This is a genomic window from Segatella copri, assembly GCF_019249765.2.
GTDB lineage: Bacteria > Bacteroidota > Bacteroidia > Bacteroidales > Bacteroidaceae > Prevotella > Prevotella copri_K.
Genome location: NZ_CP152484.1, coordinates 3,605,235 through 3,622,720 on the forward strand (window position 1 = coordinate 3,605,235; position 17,486 = coordinate 3,622,720).

The following is a 17,486-nucleotide window of genomic DNA, read 5'->3' on the forward strand; positions in this document are numbered from 1 at the left end:
CATGGCAAAATCCTGAGCAACTTTTTGTTGCTCAGGTGCTTATAAAAAATATCACTAGTGTCCCGTTAAAACGAGACGATTATTAAATAAGTTATTAATACTCAAAAGTTTACGGACTTTTTATAGTGTATTCGATTTGATTTTGTATCTTTGCACGCATATTTAAAATACGTGTGCGATGAACAAAGGCAAAACTATATTCTCTCAGATTATGTCACTTATACCAGAACGTGATTTCAAAACTTGTGTAGACCGTTATAAGGGAAACTACAGAGCAAGAAACTTCTCTTGCAAAGACCAATTCCTAGTAATGAGCTATGCTCAATTAACAGGTCGTGATAGTCTTCGAGATATAGAAAACTGCCTTACGGCACTCTCCAGCAAACTTTACCATTGTGGTATTAGTTATGCTGTACCACGTAATACTCTAGCAAAAGCTAACGAGAAGCGAGATTGGCATATCTATAAAGATTTTGCAGACGTTCTTTTGAAAAAAGTACGTCCTCTTTATGTCAAAGACAAGTTCAGATTAGACCTAGACAACATGGTATATGCTTTTGATAGCAGTACTATAAGTCTGTGTCTCAAATTATGTCCTTGGGCAAAGTATCGCAAAAACAAAGGTGGCATCAAAATGCACACATTAGTCGATTTGCGAGGAAATCTTCCAGTCTCAGTTTATTTGACTTCTGCATCGGTTAATGATGTAAAAGCTCTTGATGATCTCTACATAGAACCTTCTGCTATCTATTTGATGGACAGAGGATATGTAGATTTCAACAGACTCTTCAAGTTGATAACTAAGAAGAATGCATTCTTTGTTACTAGGGCAAAAGATAACATGCTTTTTGAAGTTGTATCAGAAGCCGAAGTTGACAAGAGTACTGGTATCATTTCTGATGAACGTATCAAATTAACAGGACTACATACTGCCAAATGGTATCCTGAAGAACTTAGAATGGTAACCTATGAGGACTATGCAACAAGTAAGGTGTATAGGTTTCTCACAAACAACATGGAATATGAAGCGCTTACCATATCTGAATTATATAGGGAAAGATGGAACGTGGAACTTTACTTTAAATGGATTAAGCAACACCTTCACATCAAATCCTTTTATGGAACTTCCGAGAATGCCATATATCTGCAAATCTGGATTGCCATATGCACATACTTGCTTTTAGCTTATGCAAAGAAAGTGATGCACATAGATCAATCGCTACACACTATTTCAAAGAACGTGGGTCTATTCCTTACGGACAAGACTCCTTTAAATGAATTGTTTAACAAAGCTGTTCCAACAGAAGAGACGGAGGATTGGCTATATCCTAGCCTTTTCAGGCCCGATGATTTCTAAACGGGACAGCAGTGAAAAAATATTAAATTATAGTGTTGCGGAATTAAGGCTATATTTTTCCAAATATCCCATAACTCGTTAGGAGAAATTTATGGAATTTAGAACTTTTGCGTAAAATCTGATGCTTAGCAACACAATATGCATCCTAAAACAAACGGCAGGTATTCGGACATAGACTATCCAAATACCTGCTGCCACAACGTTCTGTTGCTGACGATGATTCTCACATCGGCTTTCATATACTTTTGCAGTATAGGAGTATTTTGTCCCTTTGTACTCACTGTGGCTATAGCCATAAAATAGTTACCATCTTCCCTATGTATGAGCTTGGCATTATGGCTTATGATGTTGCAGTTATAAGATGCATTGTCGTTGCCCTCGAAAGAAACATGAGCTGTCCTTGGCTCATCGAAAAGATGCAAATACTTATATGGTACAAACACTTGCACTATTCTTTGATTGATGACCTCACCATTAGCCTCTATGGATATAGGATAAGGTATCTTGTAGAAAGCAACTGCGAGAGCGAGGACTATTATGGTAATGATAACTGTCCCCAAGCTGACGAGGCGAGGAGGAACTTTACCTATTACGTTCCTCACCTTCTCGCTTCTCAACTCGATATTATCTGATTCTTTTTCTTTCTGTTCCATGTCAAAAACATTTTAGTTTCCCAATTCCAACTGATTCTTCACAAGGTTATAGTATGCCCCTCGCTTGGCGGTCAAAGACTCATGATTGCCTACCTCAACCACTTTTCCATGATCGATGACCACGATTTGGTCGGCATTCTTCACCGTGCTTAGGCGATGAGCCACAATCACAACAGTCTTACCTTTATAGAATTTATCCAAGTTCTCCACAATGCTTCTCTCATTGTTGGCATCGAGCGAGTTGGTTGCCTCGTCAAGGAAGATGTAGTCAGGATTCTTATACACCGCCCTCGCTATCAAGATGCGCTGTTTCTGTCCTTGGCTAAGTCCCACGCCATCACGCCCAATCTTGGTGTTGAATTTCAGAGGCAAAGCCATCACGTAATCCTTGATGCAAGCTATCTCAGCAGCTTTCAACAATCGCTTCTTATCTATGTCGCCATCGTCAACAGCAATGTTTCGTGCGATACTCTCCGAGAAGATAACACCATCCTGCATGACAACACCACATTGTCTGCGCCACCACTTTTTGTTGAGTTTGTTAATGTCTGTATTTCCAATGTTGATTTTTCCCTCCAAGACAGGATAGTAACCAAGCATCAAACGGATGAGGGTGGTCTTTCCACTGCCAGATGCGCCAACGATGGCTGTTACCTTACCTTGCGGAATGTGAATGTTCACATCATCTATGGTCTTGCGCAAAGCATGTGGGTCGTACTTGAACATGATGGTCTTGATGTCAATGCCATCATTCTTGTCCTCAATGGAAGTTTGCAAACCTTCCTTTCCGTTCTCATCATCCATTTGATGAATCTCGTTGATACGCTCCAAGCTAATCTTCACATCTTGCAGAGAATAGAAGAAGTTCATCAGTTGCTCCACTGGTGAGTTGAGTTGTCCGATGATGTATTGTACGGCAAGCATCATACCGAGTGTCATTTGTCCATGAATCACGGCTGTTGCAGCCACTACCGTGATGATGATGTTCTTCACCTCATTGATGAAGATGCTTCCTGCCTCCTGAGTTTGTTGGAGCTTGAGCGATTTCATCTGCACACCGAACAAGTCTGCTTGCGTGTCCTCCCATTCCCATCTTCTACGCTGCTCACAATCTTGCAACTTGATTTCCTGCATGGAGGTGATAAATTCGTAGGTCTTGTTGTTGTTGATGGCTTGTTGCTCGAACAGTTCATAGTCGAGCACCTTTCTCCGCTTCAAGAACAATGTCATCCAGCCTCCATAGAGGATGCTTCCCAACAGAAAGATGGCAAACACCAACTTGTTGTAGAAGAACAGCACTACGGAGAACACCACGAAGGTGAGCATGGCAAAGGTGATGTTGAGCGTCTGCTGCGTGAGGAAGTTGTTCACACGGCTATGGTCGTTCATTCTCTGCATCAAGTCGCCCATGAGTTTCGTATCAAAGAAAGACATTGGCAATTTCAAAAGCTTAATGAAGAAGTTGCTCACTAGCGAAATGTTGATGCGCAGCGAAATGTGAAGCAGCAACCACCTACGGATAAAGTCGATAGCCGTTCGGCTGATAGTGAGAATCAACTGCCCCAACAGGATAAGCCAAACAAACCCTATGTTTTGATTCTTGATGCCAACATCAACTATAGATTGGGTAAGGAAAGGCAAAACAAGTAGCAAAAGGCTTCCAATCACTAATCCCAAGATGATTTGTCCGAAATACTTGCGGTATTTCTTCACATACCCAAAGAGAAACCGAAAAGATCTTTTTTCTTTGACATTCTCTTCGCACTCCATATTATAGGTAAAGAATGCAGGAGTTGTTTCCAGAAACATAGCAATGCCCTTGTCTTCACCATTGGAACTGGTGCTTATCCAATGTTGCTTGAACTCATTTAAGCTATAAGTTACCAATCCTTTTCCAGGGTCAGCCACATAGAATTTCTTTTTCCTTTTAACCTTATATAGGACAACGAAATGATTTTGATTCCAATAAAGGATGCATGGTAGTGGTTCATTACTTAGCATATCAGTAGTTGCTCTCGCACATACAGTATGCAGCCCAAGAGTATTTGCAGCCTCATTGATACCTAGCAGAGAAACCCCTTCAGTTGTGGCAAAACAAAGTTTCGACAGAGAGTCCACCGTATACTCTCTGCCTAAATATTTACATATCATTTGCAAGCAAGCTACGCCACATTGCATGGAGTCATGTTGCTTATAAAACAGAAGACTCATTTCTCAATATATGATACAAGGTAACATTTATAAATGCAGCTTTTCTTATTCGGCTAGATGTTCATTGGAAACATTTATCCTATAAGACACTATCTGACAACCTCAATTGGTTAGAATCTTACTTTCCAAATATGCCATATATTATTTGTCCCACAGGTAGTCCTATTCCTATTTTCTTCTTTCCATGTCCTACATTTATGTATGGCGTAACAATTGGTTCCATTTCATAATGGTTTTTGGGTCCCATTCGTTCAACGACTTGTCCTCCCATCTGTATTCCAAAATGCTCTGATGGGTTATAGTTAATATAACCGCCAAACCTAGAAACTTCATAATAGCCAAGCATAGAGGGTGTCATAAAATCCCCATTTGGCATTAATGGCATAACATTATTACCATAGTAATATGCAAATGCTGTAAATGAAAACGGAGACGAAAGTTGATAAGTTAATTGCCCGAAGATACCTAACTGTCTAAGCAAACTGTTATAATAACCATATTTGTTTACTATACCAGATACTTGAAAATCCTTAATTCCGCAACACTATAATTTAATATTTTTTATAAGCACCTGAGCAACAAGTAACTGCTCAGCACCCCTATAGAAAACTTCTCGTTAATAAAGCATAAACTTGATTTTGCTTATTTTCTTCATCATTACAAACTTTTTAATGATTGAGTCGATGAGGACGTAGGCTGTTTAAAACAGTTCATTTAACGAGTTCTTTTCCGATGATGCCTCCAACATGTCTCCTTTGTCTATTATCTCCCTTCAACAGATTATCTGCCAGGAGATGCGTTTTTGCATTCCCCGTAAGTCAAAAGTCTGCGTTAATGGATGTAAATCGTGATTTTGCCATGTGGAGAAAAATGCTTATCTTTGCACCAAAAAAATGGCAAGCGACTGTACTGACATAGATGTTGTTTTGCGCCAGATAAACCAGCGTCTGCGCAAACTTGAGAAGTCCGACTCCGAGAAGACTGAGGAGATCGGACGCCTCAACCGTGTCATTAACCAGAAGGACGTGGAGATACATAATCTAAAGACAGAACTTGCTTCCACAAAGGCAGAACTTGCCGTTGCTAAAGAGCGCATCAAGGAACTCGAGGGAGCTGATGACGATACATCAAGTACACCAGGAAAGCCCGAGAAAAACAGCAGTAACAGCAGTATCCCTCCATCCCAAGAAAGTATCGCTTCCCGTGAGCTGCGCAGGACAAAGTCTCTTCGCAAGCCAAGCGGAAAGCCGAGCGGTGGACAGCCTGGCCACAAGGGTCACACACTGCAGACTATAGCAGAACCAGACGTAATTGTAAAGCACGAACCAGTCTATTGTAAATGCTGTGGTCGGCTCTTGATTGATATACCATGCCAGAAGATCCGTAAGACACAAATTGTTGATATCAAGGTGGTCGTAGAGACCTGCGAGGAACAGTATTACGAGAAGGTCTGTGAATGCGGTTGCGTAAACAACTGCGAAGCTCCCAACTGTCGTATCAAGTATGGTGACAACCTCCGTGCACTGGTGACATACCTTAATGTAGTGCAGTGTATTCCGTTCAAAAGGATTGCAGAACTTATATCCGACCTGTCCGGCCAGAATATAAGTGAGGGTACAGTGCAGAACATACTCAAAGAGAATAGCGGCAAGGCAGACTGTGCATATGAGGAAATACGCAAGAGGCTGGAAACAGCGTCTGTCGTAGGAGCCGATGAAACTGGTGCTACGGTAGGAAAGCATCTGCATTGGAACTGGATATTCCAGAACGACCTGCTTACATACGTGTTCCAGTCAGAATCGCGAGGTCAGAAGGCCATAGATTCCAGGTTTCCAAAGGGACTTCCCTATTCGACACTTGTGACTGACAGACATCAGAGCTACTTCAAGATGAATGTTAAGGACCATCAGGTCTGCCTGGCTCATCTTCTTAGGAATGCAGAGTATCTGAACGAACTGGATCCAAACCAGAACTGGTCACGGAGATTCATCCATCTGATAGAACACTCTATAAATCTCAGAAGAGAGGACAACATTACCTCTAGAAAGATAAAGGTACTGAAGACAAAGATGAAGAACCTCTTGGGTGAAAGCCTCACGCATTTAGATAACGAGTTTGAGAAATTCAAGAGGGGTATCCTTAAAGTCAAAGACTACCTATTTACCTTTCTCTCCAATCCAAGTGTGCCTTACGAGAACAATGCCAGTGAGCGGGGAGTTAGGAAAATCAAGATAAAGCAGAAAGTCAGCGGTTGCTTCCGAACAGACAGCGGTGCCGATGATTTTGCCAAGTTGCACTCCATTGCTGAAACTGCTATGAAGAACGGAAATTCTAAATTCAATGCAATTCTTGCTGTAGTACAACAGTAAGACGATTACTCATGCCCATAGGGGTGCTGAGTAGTTACAGCAACAAAAAGTTGCTCAGGATTTTGCCATGTCAGAAATTTCACTTATCTTAGTGTTGCAAATAAAAAACAAATAAAACTCTGAATGACATGGCAAAAGTACAAATAAAATCTGAGAAACTCACTCCTTTTGGAGGAATTTTTTCTATTATGGAGCAATTTGATGCTCTTTTAGCTCAAACCATAGATTCCACCTTGGGATTGAGATGCACTATGTTTGGTTATCAATATAGCGAAATTCTACGCTCTCTGATGTGCGTATATCTTTGTGGCGGCTCATGTATTGAGGATGTTACAACTCACTTGATGAAACATTTGTCTCTTCATCCAACTCTTCGCACTTGCAGCGCAGACACCATATTGCGTGCTATCGAAGAACTGACTTGTAAGAACATCACCTATAAATCTGCTTCTGGCAACTCCTATGATTTCAATACTGCAGACAAGATGAACTGCTTATTGATCAAAGCCCTGCTTGCTACTGGTCAATTGAAATCCGGTCAAGAGTATGATTTTGACTTTGACCATCAGTTCATTGAAACAGAGAAGCATGATGCAAAACCAACCTACAAGAAGTTCCTGGGCTATAGTCCAGGTGTGGCAGTCATTAACGACATGATTGTCGGTATTGAAAATAGAGACGGCAACACAAACGTGCGCTTCAACCAAAGAGAGACTTTGGAAAGAATCTTCAAGCGACTGGAGGCATCAGAAGTATATATATCCCGTGCCCGCATGGATTGCGGCTCATGCTCGGAGGAAATCGTAGATATGGTAGAGGCCCATTGCAGGCATTTTTATATTCGTGCCAACAGATGCTCTTCCTTCTACGATTCCATGTTTGCCTTGACTGGATGGAAAACTGTTGAAATCAACGGTATTGAATTTGAGCTGAATTCCATCCTTGTTGAGAAATGGAAAGGAAAACCGTATCGTCTTGTCATACAGAGACAAAGGCGAATAGAGGGAGACCTTGACATTTGGGAAGGCGAATATACCTACAGATGTATACTGACTAACGATTACAAGTCGAGTGCAAGAGACATTGTGGAATTCTACAATCTTCGTGGTGGCAAGGAACGCATCTTCGATGACATGAACAATGGCTTTGGCTGGAATCGGTTGCCAAAATCGTTCATGGCACAGAATACTGTATTCCTGCTTATGACAGCTTTCATCAGAAACTTCTACAAAGCTATTATGCAGAGATTGAAAACCCATGAATTTGGATTGCGTGCCACCAGCAGAATCAAGACCTTTGTGTTCAAGTTCATCTCTGTTCCTGCAAAATGGATTAAGACGTCACGTAGGCATGTATTGAACATTTATTCAGACAACTATGCTTATGCCAACCTGTTCAAGACAGACTTTGGTTAAAGGCCATGCTTTTCTGGTTAAACCGGCGTATTACCTCAAGTCGCTTTATGGGGTAAGGGAATTTTGTGTTTACGACGTTTCTGTTATGCCCAAGGAATATGTACAATAAAAGAATTTTTGTCGTTTTACAAGTAAATTCCCACGAAACCCTATAGGTTGCGGATTTGAGGTTTATTAGGCAATACAATCCTCCTCCAAAAATAACTAATGACAAAAGAAACCAAAAGAGTTTTGTCGTATTGTTTTTATTATCCCTAACCCGTACCGTATGTTTTCCATGCCCAGTAACTTTTTTGTCTTCAGGCATGTTCTCAGATTTTACCATATTCAAAAGTTCAGCGGCGGAAGGACGGCTGTCTTTATCAGGTTGCATACATAATTGAATGATTCTTTTTAATTTTTCATTTTTAATTTCAGAAAAATCAACCTCGACATCACTATGTAATAATTCACGACCTGTTGATAAATCGTCAAATGGAAGATTTCCACAAGCTAATTCGTATAAAGAAATTCCAAAAGAAAAAATATCCCCTTTTCTGTCTGGTTTACGATCTTCTCGTTTTGAACTGAATTTTTCAGGTGGAGCGTATGCTTCCGTCATACTTGTCCCTTGATTTTTACTATTGATATTAACACTATGGCTTAGGCGAGTTTTAGTTTTACTACTAATACCAAAATCACTTAAAACATATATGGGTTTGTCTCCCCGTGTATCAACAAGAATATTGGCAGGTTTAATGTCTTGGTGTACAATTTTATTTTGATGCAAATAAGTTAATCCTTCAGCTATATCTTGGATGACATGCATAAGTTCTGTATCATCAATGCAGCCAACTTTTTTACTAAGACTTCCCCCTTCACATACTTTCATTACAAGATATGGAATATTCCCCCATCTCGCAAAATAATCAGCTTTAAGTATATTTGTATGGTTTAAGTTCTGCATACGAGTATACTCTGAGGCCAAATCATTAATTCCATCATCATCAAGATTAGTATATATCTTTAATGCGATGGATGAATTTGTATCTTTATCCTTAGCTTTCCACACATCAGCGAAACCACCTGAACCCATTAGTTTCTCTAATATATATCTTTCATCAAAGACATCTCCAGCTTTGAATTTGTGTATTGCTTTTTTTTCTGACATAAGTAACTGTTCAAAATTAATTTTACAAATATGAATAATTCACGAATAAGTTCGTACCCACAGAGGCCAAGGCCCTGTTCGTACAATAGAAAAGCGAGTCCGTAGTCTCGTAATCTATCGGTCTTATCCATTTGCCCTTAAGTATACGCCAAAGAATCTCGGCAGGATTAAGTTCTGGAGAATAAGGTGGAAGATAGACGAGGAACAATCCTCTATTCTCCCAAATTTTCCTCAGTTCTTTCACCTTCCGATTTCTATGAACAGAAGCATTGTCCAAGACAATTACAGTCTTCTTCGTGACATTGAAAGAGAATCTGTCAAGATAGTCCACAATCTTGTCTGCGTTGATGGACTCTTTTGTGGTAAAGCCTTTATATTGGTTCCTTTTGGTAATCATACCAAAGATATTAAGCCGGGCAGCTTTCTCGGATGGGATGTAAACATCCTCATTCTTGAATTGCCAGCCATATGGAACATATCCATTTGTACAGACATGGCTTTCGTCGGCATAATATAGCACAAGTTCCCCTTTGGAATCAAGTTCTTCAAGTTCTTGCAACTTCTCTTTCTTGTATGCGTAGAGCTGCGGTGAGGGTTTGCCCCTTGGGCGTTTTCTTATACGCTTATATCTTGCACCAATGTTTCTAAAAAACGTTTGAAGGTAATGTCACTGGCTTCTTTACCAGTCGCATTCTGCCATGCCTCACGTGCTTTAGACACGCTTTGACGGTCTTCCTCAATTGCCTTGCGGACTGCTTCTTCATCAGAACAATCCATAATAGGCTTTCGACCCTGACCAGGACGTGTCTCCAAGCCTTTGATGCCATTTTCTTCATAACGTTTTACCCATGCGTAGACAGTAGGTACAGTCACCTCAAGCATTTCTGCTATTTTGGGAGCTGATTTACCTTCTGACTTCAGCAATATGGATTTGCATCTGATACGAAAACTATGAGTAGGGCCATTATGATAGCCTTTCTCTAATTTGAGGCGATCAACCTCTGATAATTCAAGTACTTTTATTGGTTTCATAATTCTACTTTTTCTATAAAACGGAAAATGAACCATATTAGTACTGATATATATAAATAATTTAGATCACTTACTTATTTATATTTTAATTGTTTACTATTTTTAGCTATAAATACACTTGACTCCCCATTTCATTACCACCACCTTGTATAGGTGGTTGATAATCATACTTCCTCCAATCGTGTTTAATTTCGCCATAAAGTTTCTTGAAGTCTTTTATTCTATTCTTTTCTTTAAGTGCGTTATAGTTCGCTTTATCCCTTTCTAAGGCTGCTATATTCTTATTGATATTATCAGTAAAATCAAGAACCATATTTTCTAATCTACGAGTCTTGTATTTTTGCTGTTTTATAATATCCCATGCTTTCTTTGCTTTATTGTAATCGTTTAGGACATTATTAAACAACTGGGTGTATTCTACAGAAGGTCTCTGTTCTATATTGGTATTATGACCATTATTGTTTTGAGGAAGTTGGTTTATCACCCCAGAATTTATAGGAGAATTGTTTTGTGTTTGAGTTCCTTGATTTTGAGTTGTGTTATTTGAACTTCCTGTATTCGTTTGTCTTGCACCATGAGTTGTTGTTTGGTTTCGTCGATGATCTCTATTTCTTCCATTTTGGTGATTGTTGTTAGCCTGAGAACTGCTATGTGAGCTTGAAGAGTCATCATTGATATTGGTGTCACTTTCATCCGTTTCTTTGTTAGGAACTTCGACATTAAATTCAAAATTAGAATTCCCTTCAGTTTGTGTTTTTACAAAAGAAAAGTACAACACTATCCCTAAAACACATATAGAAACAATGCCGATAATATAGATGTAAGGAGACTTTAGAATTTTCGAACTGAGAGAATCCTTACTATTTACAATAGGAACTTTTTTGTCTCTATTCTTGCTCTGTTTTTTTTCCACTCTCGGATATCCATCAGGTCTACCTTTTGCAGGTTTGCCTCCATCGGACACACATAATATATCTATAGTTACATTATCTGTCCAACCTGTAGCTTGTCCTTTTTCCCACAATGCTTCTAATGAATCTTTAGAAGAAGTACAGGTACTCTCAACAGTCTCGTTTATCTCAGAATCTGTGAGTAATCCACATAACCCATCACTGCAAAGAATAAATACATCACGTTGATAAATATTATATACTCGCAATTCTGGAGTTGCAGTTTCACCATTATCTCCAAGTGATTTCGTTATAATATTGCCATCTGGATGATTGAACGCTTCTTCTTCTGATATTTTGCCTTCATCAACTAAAGATTGTACATAAGAGTGGTCATGAGATAGACGAACTAACTCATTATTTGGATTGAATCTGTATATTCTGCTATCACCACACCATCCGCAATATGCTTTACCATTTAATAGCCATAGTAGAACAATAGTACTACCTAGTCCTTCAGCTTCTTTGTGTTCTTTTGCATATTGCTTAATTGAATTATCTGCGTCGATGATTGACTCCTTGATAAAATCCAAAATGTCAACTTCGTTGCTTAATATTTCGTTAGGAACACTAGAAAAATGTTTCTTTATACTTTCAACGACAAGCATAGATGCGATTTCACCAGCGTTCATTCCTCCCATGCCATCTGCTACAACAAGAAGCGTTCCTTTTTCAGACAATTCTATGTCTGTATCGTTTCCTATTTTGGGACTCGAGTCTGAATTCAAAAGAGATAAGTCTGGACATATCCAATAGTTATCTTGATTTTGAGCTCGCCCTGCTCTATCACACTTTGCTGCGACATTAAATATAATTCGGCTCATATCTTTTATTTTTTTGTTTAAAAATTCATTTACATATTGAGATATGCCAGCTTCTAACGAAGTAAACTCTTTTGTATAACCAACCGATCTTAACTTCGTCAAATTAGCCTCTGTGAAATTTTGGTAATGTTTTTTAAGTTTCTCGGGCATATCTATATAATGGATTTTACATTCTATATGACAGGCTCTTTTAATTGATTCTACGACTTCCAAAAAGCTACTTGCACATCCTGTTCCTACATTGAAGAGTCCTATAATTTCCTGATGTTCCAGCATCCAAATAATGACATCTACACAATCTCTAACGTATACAAAGTCTCTTTTTTGTTGTCCGTCTTTGAAATCTGCGCAATTAGATTTGAATAAGTTTACAGTATTGTTTTGGAGCATCTGCAAGAAAAAATGAAATATAACGCTTGCTTGTAAACCTTTGTGATATTCGTTAGGTCCATACACGTTGAAAAATTTCAATCCAACTGATAATGATTTGTTTTTATTCACATATCTATCATATGAAATATATTTGTCGACATAATTTTTACTCCATGCATATGGATTTAATGGAGATAGCTGATTTAAGTATTCTATGTCATCAGAATCTATATATCCTTTTCCACCATCTCCATAGGTAGAAGCAGAAGATGCATATATGAATCGAATGTGATTATTTTTACAAAACTCATACAATCTAATCGTTAATTTGATGTTATTTTCAACAATAGAATCTACATTATTTTCTGTAGTAGAGGAAATACCTCCAAGATGAATAATGGCTTTTATTTTTTGAACATTAGATTCTATAAATGAATCTATATCTTGAGGGGAAACAAGATATGGGAATATACGTTTTGATATATTCCTCCATTTATCTTCAACCCCGAATGAGTCAACGGCAACAAGACCTTTATATTGTCTTAGCTCTAATTCTGCAAGCAAATTTGAACCTATAAAACCTGTAGCACCTGTTACAATAATCATAGTTTTATTTTATCTATTATTTTTGTTGATGATAGGTTATATACAAATGGGATGCTAAAAACCTGTCCTCCATTTTTTGTGACAAAATCAGCTCCTATAATCTCTTTAAATTTATAATCTCCGCCTTTTACCAACACATTTGGTTTTATTGCTTCTATAAGTTGCAATGGAGTATCATCGTCAAAGACAACTATATAGTCAATATATTGGATTGAAGACAATACTTTTATTCTTTGATTAAGTGTATTAACTGGGCGACTATTACCTTTTAATCTTCTTATGGAAGAGTCTGAGTTTAATCCTACAACAAGAATATCACCTTTTTCTTTTGCCTTTTGCAATAAGTCTATATGCCCTGCGTGAATAACATCGAAACATCCATTTGTAAAGACAACTTTCTTTCCTTTTGTCTTCTTGATAATTTCATGTACATTCAACCTGTTGGCGGAATTAATTTAGTGCATACTTAATTCTGCCAATGGGCTTGTCGTTAATGAAGTTTACGTATTGTAGAATGGTAAGTGCACTAATTTTGCCAATGATTCTGGCAAACAAACCATTCGTTATTTTTGCGTAGTTCCTGATGACCAAGAACTGGTCTGTAAGTTGTGAGAATATTGTCTCAATCCTCTTTCTTGCCTTTGCAAACGGAATAAATGTCGGTTTCCAATCCTTTTGGTTGAGCCGATACGGACACTCCAGTCTTATGTGTGCGGTTTCGAACAAGTCAAGCTGTACGTCAGCTCCAATATACCCTTTGTCACCATAGATGCTACAGTCGTGATAAGTATGTTTTACATCCTTCATATAATGGAGATCAGCTACACTTGCCTTTGACAGATCATAGGAATGGATAACTCCACTTAACCCACAGAGAGCGTGTAACTTATAACCAAAATAATACGTATTCTGCGAAGCACAGAAGCCGAAGTCAGGAGCTTGCGAGAAATTTCCGGTACGCCCCATCTTGCAACGTTTTCCTCTTGCAACCCTACAAACCTCTATCGGCTTGGAGTCAACAAAGAATTGTTCCTCTCCGCCATCCATTTCCATGGCAATCCTCTTTCGCAGTTCCTCACACAGGCCTGCCGTCTTCTTCCTGCGGTCATTGAACTGTCTCCTTGATATGAGATTGGGAATGCTGTCCTTGTACTCTTGCAATTTATAGTCGAACAACCACTTCTCACTATCAATGCTCTCGGTCTCTGCCGTCAGGGATAGCGCCACCACTTCCAAATCCGAAAACTTGGGAACAGGACCACGACGTGGAACATTACCTGATTCATTGACGAGATTTTCAGAGAATTGCTTGCATATCTCAAGTATTTTGACGAATTTTGTATAAAGGTTGTACATACGATGGTTTGAACTTAATGTTTTGATCACCACTAAGTTACTAAAAATCAGCGATATGTACAACTTTTTACTCATATTTATCAACTTAAATTAATTCCGCCAACGGGTACATTCAATACTTTTATGTACCCATTTAGAACTTCGTCTAATTCTACAATAGAATTTCCAAAACGCCCAACCTTAATATTCGCAGCTTTATTGGCAAAGTATAAAATTCTATCAAATGACATGTCTTTATACTTGGATAAATAAGAAATATATGCTGTTACTATATCTCCAGCTCCAGTAACATCAAAAACGAGATGCTTTTGGCAGCTATGTTTTATAATATTATTTTTTTCATCAACAGCAATGATACCTTCTTCACCACACGTCATAATTAATCGCTCTGTATTTAATACACTTCTTAATTTTTGTAAAGAACTATCACTAATCCATATTTGAGACAATTTATCTAAAAGTTTATGTATTTCCTTTTTGTTGCCTTTAACAATAGTTGCTCCTTTATATTTTTTCAAGTCATTCTCCTTGATATCTATAATGACATTAATGCCATTTCTTTGTCCATAACGGATAATGTCTTGACACATTTGCGTGGTAATAACGCCTTTATTATAATCAGATATTACAATGTTGCATATTTGGTTCCGAGTCAGATAATTCATAATTTTATGTCTATCTTCGTCACTATAGGACACAAAAGTTTCTCGATCTGTACGAAACATTTGCTGATGAAGGTCATTTACGAATCTTGTTTTGCACGTGGTATCGGTATTATATGTTGATAAAAAATCGACCTCTAGACCTTCTTGCTTTAGTAATTTCTTAAACATTTTACCATTTTCATCGTTTCCAATTATTCCAAACAAAATTACATTAGCTCCTAACCTTTTTAGTTGTTTTGCAACATTTGCAGCTCCTCCTAATTGATATTCGCATGTAGTTTGTTTCAAAATAGGGCAACCTGATTCAGGCGAGACTCTTTCGACTATACCAAAAACATATTTGTCTAACATGAGATCGCCAATAACAATAGTTTTCTTTTGTAATTCTCCGGTATCCATATTATTGAACAAGTATGAATTTAGCATTAATTCTATTAGCGAATAATCTATCTGCAAAGGAATCTCCAACAACAATTGTTTTTGAAAAATCAATATCAGGAAAATCTCTTTTTATGTTTTCTGCCATTCCTGTATTAGGTTTTCTTGTTTTGTCCGTATCGTCTATACCTTTACTGTAATAGACTTTATCTATAGACCCCCCAAGCTTCTTGATTTCACTCAACATACATTCATGTAATGTTAACAATTCATTCTCGGTCATAATACCTTTTCCTATTCCTGCTTGATTCGTTGTTATGAAAATCCTATCAAAACATTCCGAGAGTAATTTAATGTTAGATTTAAAGCCATCAGTAAAAACAAACTCAGAAAAAGATGAAATATAGCCATTGGGTTTTGTTATATTGACAACGCCATCACGATCAAGTATAAGGAACTTATAACCATTTTTGAATTCGTTTTTTATTTGCTCCCACTCATTGACTGTTTTTAAATCTACTATTTCCTCTACCAGTTCACACACTATATGAGATATGATATCATGGCACTCTTGGATAATCTGTACATCATTGCTTGGAATCATTATTATTTCTTCTGCTAACAAATCAATATCATGTACGCATTGTCCTGTGAAAACTATTGATTTTATATTAGAATTCTTACACACATTCAATGCTTCTATGATATTCCTTGATTTACATGATGTTGTAAATGCAATAAACACATCTTTCGTTGTACCAATGCCTTCTATTTGCCGAGAGAAAATTCTTTCAAATCCAAAATCATTTCCTATACAAGTTAATAGAGATGCATTGGAACTCAACGATAATGAGGGAAAAGGTGTTCTGCTATTTTTTAAACGCCCCATCATTTCTGAGGAAAAATGTTCTGATTGAGAAGCTGAACCACCATTTCCAGCTGTGATTATTTTTCCTCCGAGTTTTAGGCATTCAGCCAAGATTTGTGCAGATTTTAATATTTTATTTTGAATTCCAACATTTTGAATGATTGTATTCAAAATAGCTCTACGTTGCTCTAACTTTTTATTTATTTTTACTAGTAATTCCATTGGAATCGAAGAAATTAAATAGACATTAGAAATGCACTCGGTATATACGCTGTAACTACAGTTACCAATTCGTCCACAACCACTCCAACTCTTTGCTGTCCCTGCCATCTTGCGACTCTGCCAATCACTCCCTTAAACGCACCATCAATAACCTTTACCAACTGTCCTTTCTCGAACTTAGGCACTTCACCTAATGATACGATGGTATTGTCCGCATCGGCTGCACAGATGATTTTGAGACTTTCCATCTGATAGTCTGGAACTATCATAGGAATCTTCTCTATTCTGCGCCCAACATGGACGTGACGATAGTAAAAACGAAGAAATGGGAGGTTTACGTTGTCGTAAACGAAATATTTAAGTTGTTCTTCGGTACCGTAGGCGAAGAAGATGTTTGGTAAACGTGACTCGGTAACAACTTTGCGCTTACCTTTTATAAGTTTTACAGTATCTGTAGTAGGATAGAAAGCCGTGATACCTTTGGCAGTCATGTAGTCGTATGCCTTTTTCTCTCTACCATATGTGGTACGTAAGGCATACCAATGAGGAAATTCTTCCTCTTTTTGTGCTTTAGGCTTACTTGCTATATGGACATTTCTGGTGGACACCCCTGTTTGTGAACTCTCAGCAGACACAGTGCTTTGAGCTTCGGGGAGGGCGTTGGAGGTAAGTCCAGCGCAAGGAGGGAATTCACCTCCTCCTGAGGTGTGTACATCTTCTGATGTCCATTCATCGACTTTCATATCGGTGCTAACTTTTTTCTAGACAGAAATCCGTTAAATTGCGACAGAAAAAAAGAGCGTGGAATCGTCCTGTTGTCCATTCCACGAACCGAGGCTCTAGCAATTGCCTATTATTGTCGAACAGACAACGTCAGAGCCCACGCCGATATGAAAATCATGTCCGTAAAGAGACCTATATAACACATTTGACTGCGCCCGAAAGGGTACAATCTATGCTTACAAGGTCTCCACGGGATTGATATAATCACACCCGGGACATCTACCGTTGACCACGTTCAAGACAATAATATTACCGTGAATTTGCTAGATTTCGGT

At 38.2% G+C, this 17,486-nt stretch carries 15 protein-coding genes; 3 read left to right on the top strand and 12 right to left on the bottom strand.

The window, feature by feature from the left end; all coding sequences use genetic code 11:
* Window positions 1-178 precede the first annotated feature (178 nt).
* Entirely contained in the window at window positions 179-1,357 is a 1,179-nt protein-coding gene (locus KUA46_RS15225) for an IS4 family transposase (protein WP_118064592.1), read from the top strand.
* A 176-nt stretch (window positions 1,358-1,533) separates the two neighbouring features.
* Here the strand turns inward: KUA46_RS15225 and KUA46_RS15230 are convergent, their stop codons facing one another.
* From KUA46_RS15230 to KUA46_RS15240, 3 genes are all read right to left on the bottom strand, one after another.
* Window positions 1,534-2,010, bottom strand: coding sequence for a hypothetical protein (locus KUA46_RS15230; RefSeq protein ID WP_256625114.1), 477 nt, complete (start codon window positions 2,008-2,010; stop codon window positions 1,534-1,536).
* A 12-nt stretch (window positions 2,011-2,022) separates the two neighbouring features.
* Window positions 2,023-4,221: a peptidase domain-containing ABC transporter gene (locus tag KUA46_RS15235; RefSeq protein ID WP_218487967.1), complete on the bottom strand. Its 2,199-nt coding sequence runs from the start codon at window positions 4,219-4,221 to the stop codon at window positions 2,023-2,025.
* A 118-nt stretch (window positions 4,222-4,339) separates the two neighbouring features.
* Complete coding sequence (locus KUA46_RS15240) at window positions 4,340-4,702, bottom strand: hypothetical protein (RefSeq protein WP_218487968.1); 363 nt, start codon at window positions 4,700-4,702, stop codon at window positions 4,340-4,342.
* Between the two features lie 412 nt (window positions 4,703-5,114).
* Between KUA46_RS15240 and tnpC the strand changes: the two genes are divergently transcribed.
* The gene (gene tnpC / locus KUA46_RS15245) at window positions 5,115-6,590 is read left to right on the top strand and encodes an IS66 family transposase (RefSeq protein WP_434725783.1); all 1,476 of its coding nucleotides are present in this window, start codon (window positions 5,115-5,117) and stop codon (window positions 6,588-6,590) included.
* Window positions 6,591-6,718: 128 nt separating this feature from the next.
* A complete protein-coding gene (locus tag KUA46_RS15250; protein ID WP_434725798.1) occupies window positions 6,719-8,005 on the top strand; it encodes an IS1380 family transposase in 1,287 nt (428 codons plus the stop codon).
* On the opposite strand, the gene KUA46_RS15255 is transcribed toward KUA46_RS15250, so the two are convergent.
* The 9 genes from KUA46_RS15255 to KUA46_RS15295 form a co-directional block, all read right to left on the bottom strand.
* Window positions 7,986-9,155 (bottom strand): serine/threonine-protein kinase, encoded by a 1,170-nt coding sequence (locus KUA46_RS15255; protein WP_434725803.1) that lies wholly within the window; start codon window positions 9,153-9,155, stop codon window positions 7,986-7,988. The genes KUA46_RS15250 and KUA46_RS15255 overlap by 20 nt on opposite strands.
* A 22-nt stretch (window positions 9,156-9,177) precedes the next feature.
* Entirely contained in the window at window positions 9,178-9,795 is a 618-nt protein-coding gene (locus KUA46_RS15260; RefSeq protein WP_106812727.1) for an IS630 family transposase, read from the bottom strand.
* Complete coding sequence (locus KUA46_RS15265; RefSeq protein WP_106812837.1) at window positions 9,771-10,187, bottom strand: helix-turn-helix domain-containing protein; 417 nt, start codon at window positions 10,185-10,187, stop codon at window positions 9,771-9,773. Before KUA46_RS15265 ends, KUA46_RS15260 begins: the two co-directional genes overlap by 25 nt.
* 106 nt (window positions 10,188-10,293) lie before the next feature.
* On the bottom strand, window positions 10,294-12,939 hold the full coding sequence (gene rfaD / locus KUA46_RS15270) for an ADP-glyceromanno-heptose 6-epimerase (RefSeq protein WP_218487022.1): 2,646 nt from the start codon (window positions 12,937-12,939) through the stop codon (window positions 10,294-10,296).
* Window positions 12,936-13,376 carry a D-glycero-beta-D-manno-heptose 1-phosphate adenylyltransferase gene (rfaE2, locus tag KUA46_RS15275; protein ID WP_218487021.1) on the bottom strand — a complete coding sequence of 147 codons (441 nt, stop codon included), beginning with the start codon at window positions 13,374-13,376 and terminating at the stop codon, window positions 12,936-12,938. Before rfaE2 ends, rfaD begins: the two co-directional genes overlap by 4 nt.
* Before the next feature lie 13 nt (window positions 13,377-13,389).
* The gene (locus KUA46_RS15280) at window positions 13,390-14,370 is read right to left on the bottom strand and encodes an IS982-like element IS1187 family transposase (RefSeq protein WP_218487020.1); all 981 of its coding nucleotides are present in this window, start codon (window positions 14,368-14,370) and stop codon (window positions 13,390-13,392) included.
* A 5-nt stretch (window positions 14,371-14,375) separates the two neighbouring features.
* The gene (locus KUA46_RS15285) at window positions 14,376-15,359 is read right to left on the bottom strand and encodes a bifunctional heptose 7-phosphate kinase/heptose 1-phosphate adenyltransferase (RefSeq protein WP_218487019.1); all 984 of its coding nucleotides are present in this window, start codon (window positions 15,357-15,359) and stop codon (window positions 14,376-14,378) included.
* 1 nt (window position 15,360) lies between these two features.
* Complete coding sequence (locus tag KUA46_RS15290) at window positions 15,361-16,428, bottom strand: HAD-IIIA family hydrolase (protein ID WP_071122647.1); 1,068 nt, start codon at window positions 16,426-16,428, stop codon at window positions 15,361-15,363.
* A 14-nt stretch (window positions 16,429-16,442) separates the two neighbouring features.
* Complete coding sequence (locus tag KUA46_RS15295) at window positions 16,443-17,036, bottom strand: UpxY family transcription antiterminator (protein ID WP_334650113.1); 594 nt, start codon at window positions 17,034-17,036, stop codon at window positions 16,443-16,445.
* Between the last annotated feature and the right edge of the window lie 450 nt (window positions 17,037-17,486).

Excerpts from the sequence above, each read along its gene's own strand:
- KUA46_RS15225 (WP_118064592.1), top strand. The coding sequence starts at position 179 with ATGAACAAAGGCAAAACTATATTCTCTCAGATTATGTCACTTATACCA.
- KUA46_RS15230 (WP_256625114.1), bottom strand. The coding sequence starts at position 2,010 with ATGGAACAGAAAGAAAAAGAATCAGATAATATCGAGTTGAGAAGCGAG.
- KUA46_RS15235 (WP_218487967.1), bottom strand. The coding sequence starts at position 4,221 with ATGAGTCTTCTGTTTTATAAGCAACATGACTCCATGCAATGTGGCGTA.
- tnpC (WP_434725783.1), top strand. The coding sequence starts at position 5,115 with ATGGCAAGCGACTGTACTGACATAGATGTTGTTTTGCGCCAGATAAAC.
- KUA46_RS15250 (WP_434725798.1), top strand. The coding sequence starts at position 6,719 with ATGGCAAAAGTACAAATAAAATCTGAGAAACTCACTCCTTTTGGAGGA.
- KUA46_RS15255 (WP_434725803.1), bottom strand. The coding sequence starts at position 9,155 with ATGTCAGAAAAAAAAGCAATACACAAATTCAAAGCTGGAGATGTCTTT.
- KUA46_RS15265 (WP_106812837.1), bottom strand. The coding sequence starts at position 10,187 with ATGAAACCAATAAAAGTACTTGAATTATCAGAGGTTGATCGCCTCAAA.
- rfaD (WP_218487022.1), bottom strand. The coding sequence starts at position 12,939 with ATGATTATTGTAACAGGTGCTACAGGTTTTATAGGTTCAAATTTGCTT.
- KUA46_RS15280 (WP_218487020.1), bottom strand. The coding sequence starts at position 14,370 with ATGAGTAAAAAGTTGTACATATCGCTGATTTTTAGTAACTTAGTGGTG.
- KUA46_RS15285 (WP_218487019.1), bottom strand. The coding sequence starts at position 15,359 with ATGGATACCGGAGAATTACAAAAGAAAACTATTGTTATTGGCGATCTC.
- KUA46_RS15290 (WP_071122647.1), bottom strand. The coding sequence starts at position 16,428 with ATGGAATTACTAGTAAAAATAAATAAAAAGTTAGAGCAACGTAGAGCT.